Below are 19,706 nucleotides of genomic sequence, written 5' to 3'. Positions count from 1 at the left end.
TCCAGTACACCAGGGCAGGCTCAGTCGCGCGGCCAGGGCCGCCCGTCGAGACGCTCGATCGAGAGGTTCAGGCGGCTGAGCGAGGCGGCGAGCTGCTCGGCCTCCTCGGGCGTCCAGTCGGCCATGACCTTCGCCAGACCCGCCACGTTCCGGTCGCGGTCGCTGTCGAGCCGGCGCGCGCCTTCCTCGGTGATGGCGAACTTGCGGGCGATGCCGCCGTCGGGATCCGGGATGCGCTCGACGACACCGGAGCGGAGCATCGCGGCGGTCTGCCGGTTGAGCGTGGAGGCGTCGAGGCCGAACGCCTCGCTGAGCTGGCTGATGGACATGGGGCCCTCCACCTGGATCCGGCTGAGCAGGATGTAGGCGCTGCGATCGAGCCGCCACTCCACGCGCGGGGTGAGCAGGTGCATGTACCGGCCGAGCAGCATGGTCTCGCGTTCGATCCGGTCGATGGGCATGTCCACGCGTCCAGGTATATCACGGCAGATATGCACACTACACAAGATGTGCATGATGCACATTCAAGGTATCTTGCACAGCTGAACGTCACCTATGACGCCCCGACACAGCAGGCCCGCAAGGGCGAGAAGGAGACACCTCGTGGAGAGCTCACCGCCCGCAGCGGCCCACCCGGGAGGGCCCGCGGCCGACCCCGCGGAACGCACGGCCCGTCCCGGAGGCATCGTCGGGATCCTCGCCTTCGCCGGCATCGTGGCCGCACTCACGCAGACGCTGGTGGTGCCGCTGATCGCGCAGCTGCCGACCCTCTTCGACACCTCCGCGTCCAACGCCTCCTGGGTCATCACCGCCACCCTGCTGGCCGCGGCCGTCTCCACGCCCGTCGCCGGACGGCTCGGCGACATGTACGGCAAGCGGCGGATGCTGCTCGTCTCCCTCGTACCGCTGGTCCTCGGCTCAGCGGTCTGCGCACTGTCCTCCTCCGTCGTCCCGATGATCGCCGGACGCGGCCTCCAGGGCCTCGGCATGGGCGTGGTGCCGCTCGGCATCAGCCTGCTGCGGGACGTCGTCCCGGCGGAGAAGCTCGGCCCGTCCATCGCGATCATGAGCGCGTCGATGGGCGTGGGCGGCGCGCTGGGCCTGCCGTTCGCCGCCGCGATCGCGGAGAACACCAGCTGGCGGGTGCTGTTCTGGGTCGTCGCCGTACTGGCCCTCGCGGTCGGCGCACTGATCGCCGCCCTGGTCCCGGCGGACCGCCCCGCCACCGGGCGCGGCGGCTTCGACCTGCCCGGCGCCATCGGCCTCGGCGCCGCACTGATCGCCCTCCTCCTCGCCGTCTCCAAGGGCGCCGACTGGGGCTGGGGCGGCGCCACGACTCTCACCCTCTTCGCCGCCGCGCTCGTCCTCCTGCCCGCCTGGGGCTGGTGGGAACTGCGCCTGCGCGACCCGCTCGTCGACCTCCGCGTGACCGCCCGACCCCAGGTCCTGATGACGAACACGGCCTCGGTCCTGGTCGGCTTCGCGATGTACGCGCAGTCCCTCGTCGTCCCCCAGCTGCTCCAGCTCCCCGAGGCGACGGGCTACGGCCTCGGCCGGTCGATGCTGGCGATGGGCCTGTGGATGGCCCCGGCCGGACTGATGATGATGGCGATGTCCCCGCTCGGCGCGAAACTCTCCGCCGCCAAGGGCCCCAAGGTCACCCTGACCGTCGGCAGCCTCCTCATCGCCGCCGGTTACGGCCTCTCCGTCCCCCTGATCGGCTCAGGCTCCCCGTGGAGCCTGCTGCTGGTCACCCTCGTCTGCAACTCGGGCGTCGGCTTCGCGTACGGAGCCATGCCGGCCCTCATCATGAGCGCGGTCCCGCCGTCCGAGACCGCCTCCGCCAACAGCTTCAACGCCCTGATGCGCTCCATCGGTACGTCGTTCGCCGCGGCCGTCATCGGCGTGGTCCTGGCCCGCATGACGACCGACTTCGGCGGCTTCCCGCTCGCCTCCGAGAACGGCTTCCGCGTGGCGATGCTGATCGGCTGCGGCGTGGGCCTGGCAGCGGCGGCGGTGGCCGCGCTCATCCCCGTACGAACGGCGAAGTCCCCGCTCGAACCCCCCGCGCCCGCCACCGCACCGACACGGGCCCGTCAGGAGGCATGAGCAAAAGAGTTCACAAACGGGAACCGTCTCCTCCCGAAGAACGTGTTCGCTCCTGCAGATGGCCGGGGCCCCCGACCGGGGCCCCGGACGCGCAATGGGGGGAACATGTCGCGTTGGAGAGAACTGCCCGCCGAACTGGATCCGGCGGCCTACCGGTTAGTCGTACGCCTGCGCGCACTGAAGGACCATTCCGGCCTCAGCACACGGCAGTTGGCCGTGAAAACGGGGTACAGCACGAAGTCGTGGGAGCGGTATCTCGGAGGCAGGACCCTGCCGCCGCACGACGCCGTGGACGCCATGGCCCGGATCGCCGGAGAGGATCCGACGCGGCTGCTCGCACTGCGCGAGATCGCCGCCGCGGTCCGGCAACGGCGTCGCACGTTCACACCCGCACCGGAAACAACCGCACCCGGAACACCGTCCCCGGAACGCACCTGCCTCGCCACGGCCTTGCGCGAACTGAAGGACCGCACCGGCCTGAGCCTGGCCGGCCTGGCGGAGCGGACCACGTACAGCAGGTCCTCCTGGCACCGCTGCCTCACGGGCACGACGCTGCCACCGCGCCGGGCGGTGGAGGACCTTTGCCGCCTGGCCGACGAACCGCCCGGCCGCTGCCTGGCCCTGTGGGAGATCGCGGAATCCACGGAGAGCGGCCGCACGACACGGCGCGCGGCCGGCCCCGGCTGACCGGACCCTGTAGGCAGAACCGGACACCGCCGTACCCCCACCCCACCACCCACTCCGGGAGCCCCCGCATGGACCCGAACGACACCACCACGTTCCTGGCGATCTGCAGCCACACCCACCTCTTCCCAGGCGCCCGCTGCCACCTCCAGGGCCTCCCCGACCCCACCACCTTCGCCGCGGCCCCACACCCGCTCGACCTCTACCTCCGCTTCCCCGACGGAGCGGCCACGGACGCGGAACTGCACACGGACCCCCCGGCGCTCAGCGTCCCGGCGTACACAACAGGCGCGGGCACAGCCATCGCGGCCCACACCTGGACCGTCCGCGACATCACCGCGACGGGCGCCGAGGTAGAGCTGACGATCGGCGCCGGAAGCGAGAGCTGACGATCGGCGCCGGAAGCGAGAGCTGACGATCGGCGCCGGAAGCGCGACCTGACCCACCGAGCACAGCACGGAAGCCAACAAGAAAGCCCAGGTCAGAAACCATCTGACCTGGGCTTCCCACCGGGCCCCCTGTCGGATTCGAACCGACGACCTACGCATTACAAGTGCGTTGCTCTGGCCAGCTGAGCTAAGGAGGCGTGCCGGAGCAGTGTATCCAACCGCGCAGCCGGCCCGTCCGTGATTTCCCTGTGCCCTGAGCTACTGACAGATCGGAAAACGCCAGGTAGCGTCACGGCAGGTCCACTCAAGTGGACCAGACCACTCCCTACTCGGATCGTCCGGCACGTTCCTGCCGGTGGAGGAGAAGATTCAGCATGGCCAGTGTCACGTTCGACAAGGCGTCCCGCGTCTACCCCGGCTCCACGAAGCCGGCGGTGGACCAGCTCGAGATCGACATCGCGGACGGTGAGTTCCTCGTCCTCGTCGGTCCTTCCGGTTGTGGCAAGTCGACCTCCCTGCGCATGCTCGCGGGTCTTGAGGACGTCAACGGCGGTGCCATCCGCATCGGTGACCGCGACGTCACGCACCTGCCGCCGAAGGACCGGGACATCGCCATGGTGTTCCAGAACTACGCGCTCTACCCGCACATGTCCGTCGCGGACAACATGGGCTTCGCGCTGAAGATCGCCGGTGTGAACAAGACCGACATCCGGGCGAAGGTCGAAGAGGCCGCCAAGATGCTGGACCTCACCGACTACCTGGACCGCAAGCCGAAGGCGCTCTCCGGTGGTCAGCGGCAGCGTGTGGCGATGGGCCGGGCCATCGTGCGGGAGCCGCAGGTCTTCCTCATGGACGAGCCGCTGTCGAACCTCGACGCCAAGCTCCGTGTCTCCACCCGTACGCAGATCGCCTCGCTGCAGCGCCGCCTCGGCATCACCACCGTGTACGTCACCCACGACCAGGTCGAGGCCCTCACCATGGGCGACCGGGTCGCGGTGCTGAAGGACGGGCTGCTCCAGCAGGTCGACTCGCCGCGCAACATGTACGACCGGCCGGCCAACCTCTTCGTCGCCGGCTTCATCGGCTCGCCCGCGATGAACCTGGTCGAGGTCCCGATCACCGACGGTGGCGTGAAGTTCGGCAACAGCGTCGTCCCGGTCTCGCGTGAGGCGCTGTCCGCCGCCGCGGACCGCGGCGACACGACCGTCACGGTCGGCATCCGCCCCGAGCACTTCGACATCGTCGAGCACGGCAGCGCCGCCGCGAAGTCCCTGACCAAGGGCTCCTCGGACGAGCCGGCCGGTCTCGCGGTCTCCGTGAACGTCGTCGAGGAGCTCGGCGCCGACGGGTTCGTCTACGGTGCCGCGCAGGTCGGCGGCGAGCACAAGGACCTGGTCGTCCGTGTCGGCGGCCGTGCCGTGCCGGAGAAGGGCACCGAGCTGCACGTCGTGCCGCGCCCGGACGAGCTGCACGTCTTCGCCACCTCGACCGGCGAGCGCCTCACCAACTGACCCCGTCAGGCTTCTCGGCCCCGCCTCCCCTTCCCGGGGACGCGGGGCCGTTTGCGTGCCCGGAAGCGTGTTGAGGTTTCAGCGCCGAGCCGCGTCAAATACCCCGGCACACAGGGCATTTCCCCCTGCTTCGTCAACCTGGCATTCGAAAGGACGCGTCGAACCATCCCCCGGAGGGGTGACGAAATGTCATCGCACCACCACCGACCGCTACGCTCGCTGCGTGACCCACACCGCTCGGCGCATCGGCCGATCCTTCGCCCTCGTCCTGCCCGTCGTCATGGTGCTCTCCGGGACCCTCGCGGTCAGCAGTGTTCCGTGGGCGGGATCGGACAAAGACTCCACGCTGCTGGCCGCCTCCTCGGAGACCGTGTCCAAGCCCGCGAAGCCCCGCGCCGCCCAGGACATCCTGCGCGACAAGCTGCTCGTCGAGCTCCAGGAGAAGGACCCGGGCACCGCGCTCACGGGCCTCCAGCGCGCCGTCGAACAGCGCCCCTCGCTGGCGCGCCACTGCATGTCGATCGCGAAGGCGCTCGGCAAGGCCGCGGTCGAGCAGTACGGCCCGTCGCGCGCGCAGCGCTTCTCCCGTCCCGTCTGCGACACCTCGTTCGCCTCCGGGGTCGCCCAGTTCAGCTGAAGGTGAGCGGAGACGGAGCGGGCTGAGCCGCGTACGTACGTCTCCGTGCCGTGAAGGAGCTGCCGTCGCCCGGCCGTCGTCGGGCAGCGGCGGCTTCTGCGTGCCCGCACCGCATATCGTGCGTGCCATGCATACGTATCCGACGCAGGCCGTGATCCTCGCCGGTGGCCAGGGGTCGCGGCTGCGGCCGTACACCGATGACCGTCCCAAGCCGATGGTGGAGATCCCGGGGACCGGGACTCCGATCATCGGCCATCAGCTGTCCTGGCTCGCCGCCGAGGGCGTGACCGATGCCGTGGTCTCCTGCGGCCACCTCGCCGAGGTGCTCCAGGAGTGGCTGGAGTCCGCCGTGCTGCCGCTGCGGGTGACGACGGTGGTGGAGAGGGAGCCGCTGGGCCGTGGCGGCGGGCTGAAGTACGCGGCGCAGCGGCTGCCCGATCCGGAGCAGCCCTGGTATGCCACCAACGGCGACATCTGGACGCGGTTCTCGTTGCGCGAGATGGCCGCGTTCCACACGGAGCGCGATGCCACCGCCACGCTGGCGCTGGCGCGGCCGCGGATTCCGTGGGGTGCGGTGGAGACGGACGCGTTCGGGCACATCACGGACTTCATCGAATCGCCGCCCTCGCCGTATCTGATCAACGCGGGCGTGTACGTGTTCTCGCCGGCGTTCACGGGGATGCTGCCGGACCAGGGTGACCATGAGCGGACGACGTTCCCGCGGCTGGCCCGGGAGCGGCGGCTGGCCGGGTATCCGCTGCCTCATGGGGCGTACTGGCGGGCGATCGACACGGCGAAGGACCTGACCGAGGCGGCGCGCGAGCTGGGCGCGCAGGGCGGCGGCTGACGCGTACGCACGTCGAAGAGGGGCGGCCCCCACCCGATGCCCGGGTGGGGGCCGCCCCTCTGGCCGTGTGCCGCTGCGGTCAGCCGAGGAGGCCGCCGATGGGGTTGCGGCCGCCGCCGGTGGAGCCGCCCGGGTCGGCGCCTTCGCCGCCGCCGTTGGCGGGCGGGGCTTCGGGTTCGGCGGCGCCGCCGCCGGTGGAGCCGTCGCCGCCGGTGGAGCCGGAGGAGGTGGGGCCGGCGCTGGTGGCGGCGGGGGGCTGCTGGGGGGTGGTCTGGGGCGGGGGTTCCTGGCCGGTGCCCTGGGTCTGGCTGGGCTGGGTGTCGTTGCCGGTGCCGGCGCTCTGGCCGCCGCCGGATTCGCGGGTGGCGCCGGGCGTGGTGGCCTGGCCGCCGGTGGCGGGGGTGGTGGGGGCTCCGGAGCTGGTGGGCTCGGGGGTGCGCTCCTGGTCCTCGGGCGTACGGGAGGCCTGGCGCTCGCCGGTGGACTCCTGCGGGAGCGGCTGGCCGGGGAGCTGATTGGTGGGGTAGTCGTTGCGGCCGGGGACGGTGACGACCTCGGCCGAGCGGACGGCGCCGCCGAGGATGGAGCCGATGAGGAGGGTGAGGCCGATGACGACGGAGGCGACGACGCCTCCGCGGCGCAGGACGCGGCGGCGCAGGTCCCAGATCTCGGAGCGCGGTCCGAGCGTGCGCCAGGCCTCTCCGGCGAGCCGTCCGTCGACGGAGTAGACGGGGGCGCCCGCGATGATCAGCGGGCTCCAGGCGGCCAGCAGGATGATGTCGGGCGCGTCGTACACGGCGACGGTGCGCCAGCTGACGGTCACCAGGAGGGCGGCGGAGAGCAGAGCGCCGACGGAGGCGGCGACGCGCTGCCAGAGGCCGAGGACGGTGAGGACGCCGACGACGACCTGGAGGAAGGCGACGGTCAGTCCGGCGCCGACCGGGTGGGAGAGGGCGAAGTCGCGGAGCGGTTCGGCGAGCGCCCAGGGGTGCAGCGAGGTGAGCCACTTGACCATGGAGCCGCGTTCGCCGCCGTCGAAGTAGACGGGGTCGCAGAGCTTGCCCATGCCGGCGTAGATGGAGATGAAGCCGAGGAGGACCCGCATGGGGAGCAGGACGACGCCGAGGTTCATCCGGTGGCCGGGGTAGTAGGCGTGGCGGACGGGGTCGTTGCCGTGGCGGCGGGCGCGGGCCTCGGTGCTCTCCTCGTAGCCGTCGTCGTCACCGTCGGGGCCGGTTCCGGTGGCGGTGGTGGCCGGCGCGTCGTCGAAGGAGTCGTACGCGCCGACGGCCTGGCGCATGGGCGGCAGGAGCGGGCCGGTGCGTCCGGGCTGCTGCGGTGCGGTCAGTACGGGGTTGGGCTGGGTCTCCTCCAGGAGCGGGATGACCTGGGTCGCGCCCGCCGCGAGGCCGTCCGCGGCTCCGGCGGTGAGCGCGGTGTCGAGGTGGCCGGCGGTGGAGTTGCGTACGGCCTGGAGGAGGCCGGTGGCGCCGGGGTCGCCCGGGGCCGATCTGCCGCTCCAGACGACCGGTGCCCGCCTGCGGCCGCCGCCGGCTCCTGCACCGCTCATGGCGGGGATGCGGGCGGTGTCGGCGAGACCGCGCAGCCGTGCGCGCTGGCCCGGGGCGAGCTGCACCCGGAAGCTGGCGTGGTTGACGATGACCTGCGCGGGGTCGCTGTCCACCTTGGTCATGCTCAGGGCGGGTTGCTCGTCGAACCGAGGCGTTCTGGTGTCCACACTCATCTAACCGAGTGATGGGTGGTTAGGACACTGCCTTGACGGGCCCGATGTGTCCGAGACCCGTCAAGATCCGGCCAAACTCGGGCATCCTGGAACCCTGTTCGGCGTTCGCGCGTCAACTCGGTGAGCGGGCGAGCCCGTTGCCGAGGTGGTCACCGCGCGAACGCCGTACGGACGTCCGGTTCCGCTATCCGCGGCGGCGTGCCACCTCGTACAGCACGATGCCCGCCGCGACACCGGCGTTGAGCGATTCGGCGCCGCCCGGCATGGAGATCCGGACGCGGTAGTCGCAGGTCTCGCCGACGAGGCGGCCGAGGCCCTTGCCCTCGCTGCCGATGACGATGACGACCGGGCCGGCCAGCTCCTCCAGGTCCTCGACCGTGTGCTCGCCGTCGGCGGCGAGGCCGACGACCGTGAGGCCCGCCTTCTGGTAGCCCTCCAGGGCGCGGGTCAGGTTGGTGACCCGGGAGACCGGGGTGCGGGCCGCCGTACCGGCCGAGGACTTCCACGCTCCGGCGGTCATACCGGCCGCGCGGCGCTCGGGGACGACGACGCCGTGGCCGCCGAACGCGGAGACCGAGCGGACGATCGCGCCGAGGTTGCGCGGGTCGGTGACGCCGTCGAGGGCGACGATCAGCGGGTCCTCGTGGTTGTCCTGCGCGGCGACGAGCAGGTCGTCCGGGTGCGCGTACTCGTACGGCGGGACCTGGAGGACGAGGCCCTGGTGGTTCAGGCCGTTCGTCATCCGGTCCAGCTCGGGGCGCGGGGCCTCCATCAGGTTGATGGTGCCGCGGTCGCCCGCGAGCTTGAGCACGTCGCGGACGCGCTCGTCGTTGTCGATGTACTGCTGGACGTACAGGGTGACGGCGGGCACACCGTCGCGCAGGGCCTCGTAGACCGGGTTGCGGCCGACGACCATCTCCGAGGTGCCCTTCACACCGCCGCGCCGGGGCGCGGGGCGGCGGGCGGCGGCCTGCTTGGCCTGGGCGTTGGCGACCCGGTTCTTCTTGTGTCCCTTGCGGGCGGAGGCGGGCGGCGTGGGTCCCTTGCCTTCGAGACCACGGCGTCGCTGACCACCGCTGCCGACCTGCATGCCCTTCTTGTTGGACGTGCGGCGGTTCCTGCGCTGGCTGTTCCCGGCCATGACCTACCTGTTTCGTTGCTTTCAGACGTGCGTACGTATGAGGACAAGTGTGCCGCCCGGATCGCCGGGCGGCACAACTGTGCTGTTCGGAGGGGTGCGGCTCAGCGCGGTCCCAGTGTCCACCGGGGACCGTTGGCGCTGTCCTCGATGACCAGTCCGGACTGGTTGAGCTGGTCGCGGATGGCGTCGGCGGCGGCCCAGTCCTTGCGGGTGCGGGCCGACTGCCGCTGGTCGAGGACGAGGCGTACGAGGGTGTCGACGACGCCATGCAGGTCCTCGCCCCGGTCGCCCTCGCCCGCCCAGTGCTCGTCGAGCGGGTCGAGTCCGAGGACGCCGAGCATGGCCCGGACCTCGGCGAGGCGGGCGACGGCGGCTTCCTTGTCGTCGGCGGCGAGCGCGCTGTTGCCCTGGCGGACCGTGGTGTGGACGATCGCGAGGGCCTGCGGCACGCCCAGGTCCTCGTCCATCGCCTCGGCGAAGGCGGGCGGCACCTCGGCGGCGGGCGGGACGGTCTCGCCGGCCTTCTCGGTGACGCGCTGGACGAAGCCCTCGATCCGCGCGAACGCGGACTCGGCGTCGCGCAGGGACTCCTCGCTGTACTCGATCATCGAGCGGTAGTGCGGGGTGCCCAGGTAGTAGCGCAGGACGATCGGGCGCCAGTGCTTGACCATCTCGCTGACGAGGACGGAGTTGCCGAGCGACTTGGACATCTTCTCGCCGGACATGGTGACCCAGGCGTTGTGCACCCAGTAGTTGGCGAACGCGTCGCCGTACGCCTTGGCCTGGGCGATCTCGTTCTCATGGTGCGGGAAGACCAGGTCGAGTCCGCCGCCGTGGATGTCGAACGCGGAGCCCAGGTACTTGTGGGCCATCGCGGAGCACTCCAGGTGCCAGCCGGGCCGGCCGCGGCCCCACGGGGTCTCCCAGCTCGGCTCGCCGGGCTTGGCCGCCTTCCACATGGCGAAGTCGCGCGGGTCGCGCTTGCCGGTCTCGCCCTCGCCGGCGGGCTGGCGCAGGTCGTCCAGCTCCTGGTTGGAGAGGGAGAGGTAGCCGGGGAGGGACCGGACGTCGAAGTAGACGTTGCCGTCGGCCTCGTAGGCGTGGCCGCGCTCGATCAGGCCGCGCATCATCTCGATCATCTCGGTGATGTGGCCGGTGGCGCGGGGCTCGTAGGTGGGCGGCAGGCAGCCCAGCGCGTCGTAGCCGTCGTTGAACGCGCGCTCGTTCTCGTAACCGATCGACCACCAGGGGCGGCCCTGTTCGGCGGACTTCCAGATGATCTTGTCGTCGATGTCGGTGACGTTCCGGATGAACGTCACGTCGTAGCCGCGGTAGGTGAACCAGCGGCGCATGATGTCGAAGTTCAGCCCGGAACGGATGTGGCCGATGTGCGGTGCCGCCTGGACGGTAGCGCCGCAAAGGTAGATCGAGACGCAGCCCGGCGTGAGCGGGACGAAGTCACGGATCTGCCGGGCGCTGGTGTCGTGCAGGCGAATAGTCACGCCTCAAGGGTAGTAGGCCGACACCAGTGCCCCGCGACCCTTGGACGATCGCGGGGGCAACTTTCTGATACCGGCTGGTCCGAGCGGCTCCGCAAGGGGCGCGAGGCGGCTCTTTCGGGGCGCTCCGGGGGCGTTGGGGGCTTGTTCCGGGGCGCGCCCGGGGCTTTCGCCGGCCCTTTCGGGCCGGCGGATGCGCTCAGATGCTGCCGACGACCTTGCGCGGCGTGATCCGGACCACGACCCGGGGGTCGTCCTGGCCGGAGTTCGGGTTGAACTCCCCGTACGGCTTGCCGGTGTACTTCACCGACAGCTCGTCGATCAGCTCCTGGCCGCCCTCCGTGGTCAGCTCCGCCTGGCCCCGGATCTCGGCGTAGGAGTAGGGGTTGTCGGCCGGCTGGACGACGACGGTGACGCGCGGGTCGCGGCGGAGGTTCTTCTCCTTGCGGCGGCCGACCGTGGTGGAGATCAGGACGTCGTCGCCGTCGCGCTTCACCCAGACCGGGGAGACCTGCGGGCTGCCGTCCGGCTGGATGGTGGCGATGTTGACGAAGACCGGGGTGTCGAGAAGGTTCTTGAGCTCGGTGGAGAGTGCGGCGGTCATGACGTACGTCCTCCTGGTGGCCGGCGTGGTTCGAGTGCTCCTACCCCCCAACCTCGCGGAGTCTCCGTTTCCTTCCCGCGTCGCCCTACTTGTCGACGCCGTTGGGCCGTACGGGTGACGGAGCGTCCCGTACGGCCTGACGGCGGCGTCGTCGTGGCGGTGGCGTGGCGACGGCGTGGCGACGGCGGCGTGACGGTGGTGTGGCGACGGCGTGGCGACGGCGGCGTGGCGGTGACGTACGTCAGCGCGCCCGGTACACCAGTGCCGTCGCGATCCCCGCGAGCCCCTCGCCGCGGCCGGTGAAGCCGAGGCCGTCCGAGGTGGCGGCGGAGAGCGAGACCGGGGCGCCCACGGCGGCGGACAGCACCTTCTGCGCCTCGTCGCGCCGCTTGCCGATCTTCGGGCGTACGCCGACGACCTGGACGGCGACGTTACCGATCTCGTACCCCTCGGCGCGGACGATCCGGGCGGCCTCGGTGAGCAGGGTCACGCCGGCGGCGCCGGACCACTCGGGGCGGCCGGTGCCGAAGTGCTGCCCGAGGTCGCCGAGGCCGGCGGCGGAGAAGAGCGCGTTGCAGGCGGCGTGCGCGACGACGTCGGCGTCGGAGTGGCCGGCCAGACCGGGGCCCTCGCCCTCCCACTTCAGGCCCGCGCACCAGAGCTCGCGGCCCTCCTCGAAGGCGTGGATGTCGGTGCCGATGCCGACGAGCGGGATGACGGGGGCGCCGGGGCCTTCGGCCGCGTGCTGGTCAGAAGCCATCGTTGGCCCTCCTGCGGGCGAGTACCGCTTCGGCCAGCACCAGGTCGAGCGGCCGGGTCACCTTGAACGCCTCCTCGTGGCCGGGGACGACGACGACCGGCTTGCCGAGGCGTTCGACCATGCCCGCGTCGTCGGTGGCGCCCTCGCCGTCGAGTGCGACCTCGGCGTGGGCCCGTACGAGCGTGTCCCGGTCGAAGCCCTGCGGGGTCTGCACCGCGCGCAGCCTGGCCCGTACGGGAGTGGAGAGCACCGGTTCCGGCTCGCCGGCCACCTCGGCGGGCTCGACCTCCTTGACGGTGTCGGTGAGCGGCAGCGCGGGGACGACGGCCGGTGCCCCGTTCCGTACGGCCTCGACGACCGCGTCCACCGTGTCGACCGGCACCAGCGGGCGGGCGGCGTCGTGGACCAGGACGACGGAGATGTCCTCGGGCAGCGCGTCGAGTCCGAGGCCCACGGACTCCTGGCGGGTGTCGCCGCCGGGCACGACCAGGTAGTCGGTGCGCTCGGGCAGGGCATGCTCGTCGAGGAGGTGCTTCACCTCGGGCGCGCCGTCCGGCGGGGCGACGACCACGACGAGGGAGACGGTCCGGGAGGCCGCCATGGCGCGTACGGCGTGGATGAGCATGGGCGTGCCGCCGAGCGACCGGAGGGCCTTGGGGGCGCCCGGTCCGAGCCGTATGCCCCGCCCGGCCGCCGGGATGACCGCTGCGGTGCGCGGCGGACGCGGCCGGTCGGGCGGGGGTGGCGTCGATGTCATCGATTGCGCTCCGAAGGTCCGAAGGTTCGGCAGGTTTGTTTCCACGGGCGACGTGGGTAGGGGCCCAGCAAGCCGGGCGCGACGCCCTCAAGCTTGACCGGGCCCCTTCCGTGACACCCGGTCGAGCGTGGAGCGGGGTCGCGGCGGCGATCAGCGGGGCTCGGGTGTCACGAGCGACGTCGGGCTCTCGTGACGTCAGGTTCTCGTTCAGCGACGCCAGGATGGCGTTCCGGGTACGGACATGCCGCAGCGCCCGACGACACACCGTGTATAAACGGCTGGTCAGCGGGCACCGCGGCACATTCTTACGACCGGTGCGATCCGGTTCAGGACGCGAGGACCTCGTCGAGGAGGGCTTCGGCCTTGTCCTCGTTCGTGTTCTCCGCGAGAGCGAGCTCGCTCACCAGGATCTGGCGGGCCTTGGCGAGCATGCGCTTCTCTCCGGCGGAGAGACCGCGCTCGCGCTCACGACGCCACAGGTCACGCACCACTTCAGCGACCTTGATGACATCGCCCGAGGCGAGCTTTTCCAGATTTGCCTTGTAACGCCGGGACCAGTTGGTCGGCTCTTCGGCATACGGTGCGCGAAGCACCTCGAAGACCCGGTCCAGCCCCTCCTGCCCGACCACGTCGCGCACGCCTACGAACTCCGCATTGTCCGCCGGCACACGAACCGTCAAGTCGCCCTGGGCGACCTTGAGCACCAAGTAGGTCTTGTCCACGCCTTTGATCTGGCGAGTTTCGATAGCCTCGATCAGCGCGGCCCCGTGATGGGGATAGACCACGGTGTCGCCAACCTTGAACGTCATGTGACAGGTACCCCTTCCGTGGCTATCCAGAGTAACACGAGAATCGCCTCCCCTGAATGGCGTTTTCGCAGGTCAGGGCATATCTCAGGGCTTGACAACAGCGACACGGACGTGCTGCGGAAGGCTTCCGGGAGACGGTATTCGCAGGTCGGAGCGGCTGTGCGACCGGGACGAAACGTTCGCGTCACACGGCCCGGAAGCCTCACAGAAGAGGGCGAAAGTCCCGTTTTGTCGGGTTCCGGATGGTGAACTTTACGTACTCCGTTCGGTCGTCGATCACCCGTACGGAGGTAAGTGCGCGTGCCCCATGAAATTGATCAAGGGCCGCGCCTCAAGAGACCTCTCGCAACGCCTCTCACTAGGCCTTTCCCGCAGAATGCGCCGCGGCCGGAAGAATTGATCACCGCGATTATGTGAACGGCACGTGACACATCGGCCCCGAAGCGCGGTCCGCGCCGGCCTCTCCCGCTCCCACCGGCCGCCGGGAAGCGCTCCCCCGGAAGAGCCGAGCTCCCTAGAGGCGGGTCGGGTGCGGGGCGGGAGTGGTGGCTCGGTAGCCTAAGGCCGCTGACACGCCCTTAGGACGGCTTTACGTCACCCCTTCCGGTCGTCCACGGGGCGCTCAGCACACGTACAACGCCCGACGTCCGAAGTCCGCAGTCCGATCGTTCAAGGAGTTGCCGCCGCCGTGAGCCGCAGCCTTCGACACGGCGCCCTCGCCGCCACTGCCATCGCGTTCTCGATCGTCTCCCTGTCCGCCTGCGCGGCGGGCAACAACGCCGAGACGCTCAAGGTCAGGCCGGACAACGCGGCCACCTCGGTGGGCACCATCAAGGTCCAGAACGTGAACGTGATCACGCAGGCCGAGCCGGAGGCCGAGGGCCCCGCCGTGGTCGCCGCGACGCTGTTCAACGACGGCACCGAGGACGAGGTCCTGGAGAGCATCACGCTGCCCGGCACCGACGTCCAGGTGAAGCTCCAGGCCGCGAAGGGCAGCGGACCCGTCGAGATCCCGGCCGGCGGCCGGGTCGTCCTCGGCGGCGAGGGCAACGCCTCCGCCGTGATCGACAAGGGCCGCGAGGCCACCCAGGACGGCAACGTCCAGCAGATCGTCTTCAAGCTGAGCCGCACCGGCGACGTCGGCCTCGGCGCCGGCGTCGTCCCGGCGACCGGCTACTACGAGGACTTCGGCCCCAGCGCGCAGCCCGAGGCCCCGGCCGCGACGCCGAGCGCCACCCCGGACGCGGCCGGCTCCGAGACCCCGGAGGCCCCGGCCGGCGAGACCCCGGAGACGCCGGGCACCGAGGAGTCCCCGGCGGCCGGTACGGAGCAGTAGGACACGCCGGAGACCGCGACGGCCGGGACGACCGGCCGACGCCACCCGCGTACGTACGACTCGTGCACAGAGACACGTGAAGGGGCGCCTCCCGGCCGGGAGGCGCCCCTTCACGTGTCAGTCGCCGCGCGGTCTACGGCTCGAACTTGTACCCCAGGCCGCGCACCGTGACGAGGTAGCGCGGCGCGCCGGGGTCGGGCTCGATCTTGGCGCGCAGGCGCTTGACGTGGACGTCGAGGGTCTTGGTGTCGCCGACGTAGTCCGCGCCCCAGACCCGGTCGATGAGCTGCATCCGGGTCAGCACGCGGCCCGCGTTGCGCAGGAGCATCTCCAGGAGGTCGAACTCCTTGAGCGGGAGGTCGACCTTGCCGCCGGAGACGGTGACCACGTGCCGGTCCACGTCCATCCGGACCGGGCCCGCCTCCAGGGCGGCCGGAGTGACCTCCTCCGGCTCGCCGCGGCGGCGCAGGACGGCGCGGATGCGGGCGACGAGCTCGCGCGAGGAGAACGGCTTGGTGACGTAGTCGTCGGCTCCTATTTCGAGACCGACGACCTTGTCGATCTCGCTGTCCTTGGCGGTGACCATGATCACCGGAACGTTGGAGCGGCTGCGGAGCTGGCGGCACACCTCGGTGCCGGGCAGGCCGGGCAGCATCAGGTCGAGCAGGACCAGGTCGGCGCCGTTGCGCTCGAACTCGTCCAGGCCGTCGGGGCCGGTCGCGGCGATCGCGACCTCGAAACCCTCCTTGCGCAGCATGTAGGACAGGGCGTCGCTGAAGGATTCCTCATCCTCGACGACAAGCACTCGGGTCACGGAAGAGCCTCCGGGGCAGGGAAGGGGTCATAGGAGTCGGTCTCGAACGGGGGCTTGTCCTTTTCGCTGACGTCGCCGACGCCGTTGACGTCGTTGACGATAAGGAGTCCGCCGGTGGTGCGCTCCCTCACGGCGCCCGATTCGGGCAGCCGGAGGGTGAAGGTGGAGCCCTGTCCCTCGGAGCTCCAGACGGTGACCTCCCCGCCGTGCGAGGCGGCCACGTGTTTGACGATGGCGAGGCCGAGACCGGTGCCACCGGTGGCCCGTGAGCGGGCGGGGTCGACGCGGTAGAACCGCTCGAAGACCCGTTCGCGGTCCTTCTCGGAGATGCCGATGCCCTGGTCGGTCACGGCGATCTCGATCAGCTCCCCGCCCGGTCCGGCGGTGCGGCGGGCCGCGATACCGACCCGGGTGCGGGCGGGGCTGTAGTTGACGGCGTTCTCGACGAGGTTGCCGAGCGCGCCGACGAGCTGGCCCCGGTTGCCCCAGACCGTGAGGCCTTCGGTGCCGCCGGAGGCCATGGTGATCTGCTTGGATCCGGCCTGCTGGCGGCAGCGGTCGATCGCCTCGGCGACGAGCACCTCCACCTTGACCGGCTCGGCGTCCTCCAGGGGGTCGTCGTTCTGCACCCGGGAGAGGTCGATGAGCTCCTGTACGAGGTTGGTGAGCCGGGTCGCCTCGATCTGCATCCGTCCGGCGAACCGCTCCACAGCCTCCGGGTCGTCGGAGGCGTCCATGACCGCCTCGGAGAGCAGCGAGAGCGCTCCCGTGGGGGTCTTGAGCTCATGGCTCACGTTGGCGACGAAGTCGCGCCGGACCGCTTCGATCCGGCGGGCCTCGGTGAGGTCCTCGACCAGCAGCAGCACCAGCCGTGAGCCCAGCGGGGCGACCCGGGCAGAGACCGCGAGGGTGTCGCCGCGGCCGGTGCCGCGCCGGGGGAGGTCCAGCTCGCCCTGCCGTATCTCGCCGTCCCGCCGGGTGTCCCTGGCCATGTTGAGCATCGGCTCGACGGCCAGCCGGCCGCCCCTGACCAGGCCCAGCGCATACGCGGCGGAGCTGGCCTTGACCACGCTGTCGCTCTCGTCGAGCACGACGGCGGAGGAGCTGAGCACGGAGAGGACGGTGTCCACTCCCGGCGGCAGGGCGGCGTTGCCGTCCGGCCGCAGGGACGTACGCGTGGGCCGTTTCAGGTCGCGCTCGCTCCAGCGGAACGCCAGCATGGCGATCACACCGGTCAACAGCCCGGCGATCGCTGCAGCTGCGGCGACCGCCGCGTTCACGTCCATGCTTCAAGGTTATGCGGGTGCGCCGACACTCTCCCAGCCGTCCGAGTGCCATCTCGAACACTCGTCGCCCAGAGTTCACCGAGGGGTAGGAGCCGGTTCACTTAGGGGGCCGGATCCGGACGCGTTGCGGCCCCACCGTGGCACCGTGGGGGTCGGTCCGAGACCCCGGCCTCAGTTGGAACTGGAGAGGGACTTCCCATGCGCGACGCTTACCACGAGGAACTCGACTCGATCGGAGAAGGCCTGGTCGAGATGGCCCGGCTGGTCGGATCGGCGATCGGCCGGGCGACCACGTCCATGCTCGACGCCGACCTGAAGCTCGCGGAGAGCGTGATCGCCGGCGACCAGAAGGTCGACGACCTCCAGCACGACCTGGAGGCGCGTGCGATCGCCCTCCTCGCCCGTCAGCAGCCGGTGGCGACCGATCTGCGGATCGTGGTGACCTCGCTGCGGATGAGCGCCGACCTGGAGCGCTCCGGCGACCTCGCCCAGCACGTGGCGAAGCTGGCCCGGCTGCGCTTCCCGCAGTCGGCGGTCCCGAACGACCTGCACGCCACGATCCTGGAGATGGGCCAGCTCGCCCAGCGGCTGATGGCCAAGGCGGCCGAGGTCATCATCACCAAGGACGTCGATCTGGCGCTCCAGCTGGAGCAGGACGACGACGAGATGGACCTGCTGCACCGCACGCTCTTCCAGCACCTGATGGACGACCGCTGGAAGCACGGCATCGAGACGGCCGTCGACGTGACGCTGCTGGGCCGCTACTACGAGCGGTTCGCGGACCACGCGGTGTCGGTGGCCAAGCGGGTCGTCTACCTGGTGACGGGTGAGCACGCGGACGAGATCCAGGCGGCGACGCCGGTGGAGGGCTCGTAACCTCTCCGGACGCTCCCTCTTCGGACGCCGTTCAGAGGTTCGCGCGCTCCCGGCGCACGCGAGTCGCACATGCGTTCTTGCATGTGTGCGCCGTTGATGCGCCGGGCGGGGTGGGCATGCAATGGGGCGGGGACGGCGCCATGGCCGTACGCGGTACGTACGGGCCATGCCGTCTCGTCCCCGGCGGCGGCGCAGCGGCGTCGGCCGCCCAGCCGTACGCCCTGAGGAGGGACCATGGCCGAATCCCCCACGACCGAACCCCAGCTGGAGACCCCGACCGAAGTGGTGCACCTGACCGTGCTCGGCGCCTGCGGCTGCGGCTCGGGCTGCGGGTGCGGCTGCCAGTCCGGTGCTCCGTGCCAGTGCGGCGGCTGCTCGGGCTGACGCGCCGCGCCCGCGCGTCCTCGCGGACGGCGCCCGCCCGGTGGATCGCGCCGGGCGGGCGCGGCCCGGCGTCGTCCCGCCTCCCGTCTCGTACGGAGGTCAGCCCGCGCGCTCCACCGCGGCCGCCGGGTCGGGCTCGGCCTGGTCCGGCCGGGCCTGGGCGGGTACGGGCGCGGGCTCGATCTCCGGCTCGTCGGCGAGGGGCTCCTCGCGGGGCAGGTTGCGCATCAGCAGCCAGTAGCCGAGGCCGGCGACCGTACCGATCACCGCGCAGGCGCCCCAGAGCCAGGCGGCGCCGTAGTGGTCGATCACGAAGCCGGACATCAGGGGCGCGACGAGGGCCGCCACCGACCAGGACATCGTGTACATGCCCTGGTAGCGGCCCCGGCCCTGCGCCGGCGACAGCTGGACGACGAGGCCCGTCTGGGTGGGCGCGTTGACGATCTCGGCGAGGGTCCAGACGCAGACCGTCAGCGCGTACACGGCGACGGACCCGGCGAAGGCGGTCAGCCCGAAGCCGTACCCGGCGAGCAGCGAGGAGATGATCAGCAGCCGGCGCGGGTCGCGGTGCTGGATGAAGCGGGTGACGGGGATCTGGAGGGCCACGATCAGCACGCCGTTGACGGCGATCGCGGTGCCGAAGTCGGAGCTGGAGAGCCCGTCGGCCCCCATCGCCACCGGCACCCCCACGTACCCCTGCTGGAAGATCAGTGACACCAGGAACGACAGCCCCACGACGCCCATGAAGCGCCCGTCGCGCAGGACGGTGATGATCCGTACCTCGTCCTTGGCCCGCTTGCCGCCGGCGGACTTCACCGGGGCGGCCTGCGCGGGCCGCGACTCCGGCACCTTCAGGAAGACGACGACGGCGCAGGCGAGCATCATCAGGGCTTCGCCGAGGAAGCCGGCGAGATAGCTGTACTCGGCGATGAACCCGGCCCCGGCGGAGGAGATGGCGAACCCGAGGTTGATGGCCCAGTAGTTGAGCGAAAAGGCTCGTACACGGTCCTTGGGCGGCACGATGTCGGCCATCATCGCCTGAACGGCGGGCCGTGAGGCGCTGCTCGCCATGCCGACGAGGAACGCGACGGCGGCGATGGCGACCGGGTGCTCCATGAACCCGAGCAGCGCCACGGACCCGGCCATCGACAGCTGCGCGATCAGCATGGTGGGCCGCCGCCCGAGCCGGTCGGTCATCACGCCGGCACCGAGCGAGGAGATGACCCCGCCGAGCCCGTGGAGGGCGGCGACGAGACCGGCGTACGAGGCGGAGTAGCCCCGGTCCAGGGTCAGGTACAGCGCCATGAACGTGGCGACGAAGCCGCCGAGCCGGTTGACGAGCGTGCTGAGCCAGAGCCACCAGAACGCGCGGGGCAGGCCGGAGACGGTCTCGCGGGTGGCTGTTCTGAGACCGGCGACGGACATGCGGTTCCCCCCACGGGACGTACGGAACGGTCGCCTCGGGTAAGCCTCCCGGGACGCACGGACAGTCGCCTCGGGCAGGGTCCCCGGACGTACG

20 protein-coding genes and 1 tRNA gene are annotated in these 19,706 nt (G+C 71.1%); 9 read left to right on the top strand and 12 right to left on the bottom strand.

The window, feature by feature from the left end:
- Nucleotides 1–20 precede the first annotated feature (20 nt).
- Nucleotides 21–467, bottom strand: a complete 447-nt coding sequence (locus ACQP09_RS19175; RefSeq protein ID WP_433401322.1) for a MarR family winged helix-turn-helix transcriptional regulator — start codon at nt 465–467, stop codon at nt 21–23.
- Between the two features lie 136 nt (nt 468–603).
- On the opposite strand from ACQP09_RS19175, the gene ACQP09_RS19170 reads away from it, so the two are divergent.
- The 3 genes from ACQP09_RS19170 (at nt 604) to ACQP09_RS19160 (ending at nt 3,182) form a co-directional block, all read left to right on the top strand.
- Nucleotides 604–2,109 carry an MFS transporter gene (locus ACQP09_RS19170; protein WP_433401319.1) on the top strand — a complete coding sequence of 502 codons (1,506 nt, stop codon included), beginning with the start codon at nt 604–606 and terminating at the stop codon, nt 2,107–2,109.
- A gap of 105 nt (nt 2,110–2,214) precedes the next feature.
- Nucleotides 2,215–2,796, top strand: a complete 582-nt coding sequence (locus ACQP09_RS19165) for a helix-turn-helix domain-containing protein (protein ID WP_433401316.1) — start codon at nt 2,215–2,217, stop codon at nt 2,794–2,796.
- A 68-nt stretch (nt 2,797–2,864) separates the two neighbouring features.
- Entirely contained in the window at nt 2,865–3,182 is a 318-nt protein-coding gene (locus tag ACQP09_RS19160) for a hypothetical protein (RefSeq protein WP_433401313.1), read from the top strand.
- A gap of 123 nt (nt 3,183–3,305) precedes the next feature.
- Here ACQP09_RS19160 and ACQP09_RS19155 read toward each other — a convergent pair.
- Nucleotides 3,306–3,379: transfer RNA gene (locus ACQP09_RS19155), tRNA-Thr, on the bottom strand.
- 177 nt (nt 3,380–3,556) lie between these two features.
- Between ACQP09_RS19155 and ACQP09_RS19150 the strand changes: the two genes are divergently transcribed.
- The 3 genes from ACQP09_RS19150 (at nt 3,557) to ACQP09_RS19140 (ending at nt 6,177) form a co-directional block, all read left to right on the top strand.
- Nucleotides 3,557–4,693 (top strand): ABC transporter ATP-binding protein, encoded by a 1,137-nt coding sequence (locus ACQP09_RS19150; RefSeq protein ID WP_433401310.1) that lies wholly within the window; start codon nt 3,557–3,559, stop codon nt 4,691–4,693.
- 223 nt (nt 4,694–4,916) lie between these two features.
- Entirely contained in the window at nt 4,917–5,330 is a 414-nt protein-coding gene (locus tag ACQP09_RS19145) for a hypothetical protein (RefSeq protein WP_404070906.1), read from the top strand.
- Nucleotides 5,331–5,457: 127 nt separating this feature from the next.
- Entirely contained in the window at nt 5,458–6,177 is a 720-nt protein-coding gene (locus tag ACQP09_RS19140) for a nucleotidyltransferase family protein (protein WP_433401307.1), read from the top strand.
- 79 nt (nt 6,178–6,256) lie between these two features.
- Here the strand turns inward: ACQP09_RS19140 and ACQP09_RS19135 are convergent, their stop codons facing one another.
- The 7 genes from ACQP09_RS19135 to ACQP09_RS19105 form a co-directional block, all read right to left on the bottom strand.
- Nucleotides 6,257–7,921 (bottom strand): DoxX family membrane protein, encoded by a 1,665-nt coding sequence (locus ACQP09_RS19135; RefSeq protein ID WP_433401304.1) that lies wholly within the window; start codon nt 7,919–7,921, stop codon nt 6,257–6,259.
- Nucleotides 7,922–8,105: 184 nt separating this feature from the next.
- The gene (rlmB, locus tag ACQP09_RS19130) at nt 8,106–9,062 is read right to left on the bottom strand and encodes a 23S rRNA (guanosine(2251)-2'-O)-methyltransferase RlmB (protein ID WP_433401302.1); all 957 of its coding nucleotides are present in this window, start codon (nt 9,060–9,062) and stop codon (nt 8,106–8,108) included.
- A gap of 101 nt (nt 9,063–9,163) precedes the next feature.
- On the bottom strand, nt 9,164–10,564 hold the full coding sequence (gene cysS, locus ACQP09_RS19125; protein WP_433401299.1) for a cysteine--tRNA ligase: 1,401 nt from the start codon (nt 10,562–10,564) through the stop codon (nt 9,164–9,166).
- Between the two features lie 196 nt (nt 10,565–10,760).
- Nucleotides 10,761–11,165 (bottom strand): PPOX class F420-dependent oxidoreductase, encoded by a 405-nt coding sequence (locus tag ACQP09_RS19120; protein WP_161268705.1) that lies wholly within the window; start codon nt 11,163–11,165, stop codon nt 10,761–10,763.
- A gap of 241 nt (nt 11,166–11,406) precedes the next feature.
- Nucleotides 11,407–11,925, bottom strand: coding sequence for a 2-C-methyl-D-erythritol 2,4-cyclodiphosphate synthase (gene ispF, locus ACQP09_RS19115; RefSeq protein WP_433401295.1), 519 nt, complete (start codon nt 11,923–11,925; stop codon nt 11,407–11,409).
- Nucleotides 11,915–12,682 carry a 2-C-methyl-D-erythritol 4-phosphate cytidylyltransferase gene (ispD, locus tag ACQP09_RS19110; RefSeq protein ID WP_432147557.1) on the bottom strand — a complete coding sequence of 256 codons (768 nt, stop codon included), beginning with the start codon at nt 12,680–12,682 and terminating at the stop codon, nt 11,915–11,917. The genes ispF and ispD overlap by 11 nt, the downstream gene beginning before the upstream one ends.
- Nucleotides 12,683–13,008: 326 nt before the next feature.
- Nucleotides 13,009–13,491, bottom strand: coding sequence for a CarD family transcriptional regulator (locus ACQP09_RS19105; RefSeq protein WP_006380568.1), 483 nt, complete (start codon nt 13,489–13,491; stop codon nt 13,009–13,011).
- A 688-nt stretch (nt 13,492–14,179) separates the two neighbouring features.
- On the opposite strand from ACQP09_RS19105, the gene ACQP09_RS19100 reads away from it, so the two are divergent.
- On the top strand, nt 14,180–14,827 hold the full coding sequence (locus ACQP09_RS19100; protein ID WP_433401291.1) for a DUF461 domain-containing protein: 648 nt from the start codon (nt 14,180–14,182) through the stop codon (nt 14,825–14,827).
- Nucleotides 14,828–14,960: 133 nt separating this feature from the next.
- Here ACQP09_RS19100 and ACQP09_RS19095 read toward each other — a convergent pair whose 3' ends face one another.
- Nucleotides 14,961–15,641 (bottom strand): response regulator transcription factor, encoded by a 681-nt coding sequence (locus tag ACQP09_RS19095; RefSeq protein WP_003968183.1) that lies wholly within the window; start codon nt 15,639–15,641, stop codon nt 14,961–14,963.
- Nucleotides 15,638–16,927: a sensor histidine kinase gene (locus tag ACQP09_RS19090; protein WP_433401287.1), complete on the bottom strand. Its 1,290-nt coding sequence runs from the start codon at nt 16,925–16,927 to the stop codon at nt 15,638–15,640. The genes ACQP09_RS19095 and ACQP09_RS19090 overlap by 4 nt, the downstream gene beginning before the upstream one ends.
- Nucleotides 16,928–17,125: 198 nt before the next feature.
- Here ACQP09_RS19090 and phoU point away from each other — a divergent pair, with 198 nt between their 5' ends.
- Entirely contained in the window at nt 17,126–17,803 is a 678-nt protein-coding gene (phoU, locus tag ACQP09_RS19085; protein WP_433401284.1) for a phosphate signaling complex protein PhoU, read from the top strand.
- 234 nt (nt 17,804–18,037) lie between these two features.
- The gene (locus ACQP09_RS19080) at nt 18,038–18,187 is read left to right on the top strand and encodes a hypothetical protein (RefSeq protein ID WP_176727548.1); all 150 of its coding nucleotides are present in this window, start codon (nt 18,038–18,040) and stop codon (nt 18,185–18,187) included.
- Between the two features lie 99 nt (nt 18,188–18,286).
- On the opposite strand, the gene ACQP09_RS19075 is transcribed toward ACQP09_RS19080, so the two are convergent.
- Entirely contained in the window at nt 18,287–19,612 is a 1,326-nt protein-coding gene (locus ACQP09_RS19075) for an MDR family MFS transporter (protein WP_433401280.1), read from the bottom strand.
- Nucleotides 19,613–19,706 lie beyond the last annotated feature (94 nt).

Origin of the sequence: Streptomyces sp. CA-146814 (assembly GCF_050942385.1) — a bacterium.
In the GTDB taxonomy this organism is placed as follows: Bacteria; Actinomycetota; Actinomycetes; order Streptomycetales; family Streptomycetaceae; genus Streptomyces.
The sequence above is the reverse complement of the archived record's forward strand: the minus strand, read 5'-3'. Positions and strand labels throughout refer to the sequence as shown.

What these genes read in the sequence shown, in the direction of transcription:
- ACQP09_RS19140 (WP_433401307.1), top strand. Translation starts at nt 5,458, where the DNA reads ATGCATACGTATCCGACGCAGGCCGTGATCCTCGCCGGTGGCCAGGGG.
- phoU (WP_433401284.1), top strand. Translation starts at nt 17,126, where the DNA reads ATGCGCGACGCTTACCACGAGGAACTCGACTCGATCGGAGAAGGCCTG.
- ACQP09_RS19075 (WP_433401280.1), bottom strand. Translation starts at nt 19,612, where the DNA reads ATGTCCGTCGCCGGTCTCAGAACAGCCACCCGCGAGACCGTCTCCGGC.
- ACQP09_RS19150 (WP_433401310.1), top strand. Translation starts at nt 3,557, where the DNA reads ATGGCCAGTGTCACGTTCGACAAGGCGTCCCGCGTCTACCCCGGCTCC.
- ACQP09_RS19135 (WP_433401304.1), bottom strand. Translation starts at nt 7,921, where the DNA reads ATGAGTGTGGACACCAGAACGCCTCGGTTCGACGAGCAACCCGCCCTG.
- ACQP09_RS19090 (WP_433401287.1), bottom strand. Translation starts at nt 16,927, where the DNA reads ATGGACGTGAACGCGGCGGTCGCCGCAGCTGCAGCGATCGCCGGGCTG.
- rlmB (WP_433401302.1), bottom strand. Translation starts at nt 9,062, where the DNA reads ATGGCCGGGAACAGCCAGCGCAGGAACCGCCGCACGTCCAACAAGAAG.
- ispD (WP_432147557.1), bottom strand. Translation starts at nt 12,682, where the DNA reads ATGACATCGACGCCACCCCCGCCCGACCGGCCGCGTCCGCCGCGCACC.
- ACQP09_RS19105 (WP_006380568.1), bottom strand. Translation starts at nt 13,491, where the DNA reads ATGACGTTCAAGGTTGGCGACACCGTGGTCTATCCCCATCACGGGGCC.
- ACQP09_RS19080 (WP_176727548.1), top strand. Translation starts at nt 18,038, where the DNA reads ATGGCCGAATCCCCCACGACCGAACCCCAGCTGGAGACCCCGACCGAA.
- ACQP09_RS19165 (WP_433401316.1), top strand. Translation starts at nt 2,215, where the DNA reads ATGTCGCGTTGGAGAGAACTGCCCGCCGAACTGGATCCGGCGGCCTAC.
- ACQP09_RS19160 (WP_433401313.1), top strand. Translation starts at nt 2,865, where the DNA reads ATGGACCCGAACGACACCACCACGTTCCTGGCGATCTGCAGCCACACC.
- ACQP09_RS19120 (WP_161268705.1), bottom strand. Translation starts at nt 11,165, where the DNA reads ATGACCGCCGCACTCTCCACCGAGCTCAAGAACCTTCTCGACACCCCG.
- ispF (WP_433401295.1), bottom strand. Translation starts at nt 11,925, where the DNA reads ATGGCTTCTGACCAGCACGCGGCCGAAGGCCCCGGCGCCCCCGTCATC.